The organism is Nocardia sp. 852002-20019_SCH5090214, from assembly GCF_001665865.1.
GTDB lineage: Bacteria > Actinomycetota > Actinomycetes > Mycobacteriales > Mycobacteriaceae > Nocardia > Nocardia nova.
Genome location: NZ_LZMK01000317.1, coordinates 1 through 623, shown reverse-complemented (window position 1 = coordinate 623; position 623 = coordinate 1). Strand labels below are relative to the sequence as shown.

Sequence of the window (623 nt, the reverse complement as noted above, 5' to 3'; positions counted from 1 at the left end):
GATCCGATGCCCGGACGGGTGCCGGTGCCGGTGGCCCGACGACGACGAACGCTTCGAATGCGGGTGCCCCGGCTGCGCCGACTGGCGGCCGATCCCGGCGATCGACTGGGTCATCGTCGGCGGCGAATCCGGGCCCCACGCCCGACCGATCGAGGCGGACTGGGTGCGCGATCTGCGCGACCAGTGCGTCGAGGCCGGGACCGCGTTCTTCTTCAAGCAGTGGGGTGGTCGCACCCCGAAAACGGCCGGGCGCGAACTCGACGGCCGGATCTGGAACCAGTACCCGCAGAACAGGAGCACCCCATGCCACGCCTGATGTCGGTCTCGCTCACCGAGGACCAGGTCCGCGACCGCACCAAGACCGTCACCCGCCGCACGGGCTGGCTGATGCTGACGCCCGGCACCCGGCTCACGCTGTGCCGCAAGGTGATGGGCCGCCGCCGCGGCGAACCACTTGTACGGATCGTCGATGTCGAAGTTCTCGACGTGCGCCGCGAGCGCCTCGACACCATCACGAACGAAGAAGTCCGCGCCGAGGGCTTCCCTGAGATGACGCCGGCGCAGTTCGGCGAGTTCTTCTGCGGCAGCCACACCGGCTGCACCCCGGACTCGATGGTCACCCG

2 protein-coding genes are annotated in these 623 nt (G+C 69.8%); both read left to right on the top strand.

Annotation, left to right across the window (positions count from 1 at the left end; translation table 11 throughout):
• Positions 1 to 316, top strand: a 316-nt coding sequence (locus A5780_RS25100) for a DUF5131 family protein (RefSeq protein WP_156769657.1), incomplete at its 5' end; no start/stop codon positions are given.
• Positions 304 to 623: hypothetical protein (locus A5780_RS41305; RefSeq protein ID WP_064908009.1), on the top strand; the 320-nt coding region annotated here is incomplete at its 3' end. The genes A5780_RS25100 and A5780_RS41305, both read left to right, overlap by 13 nt.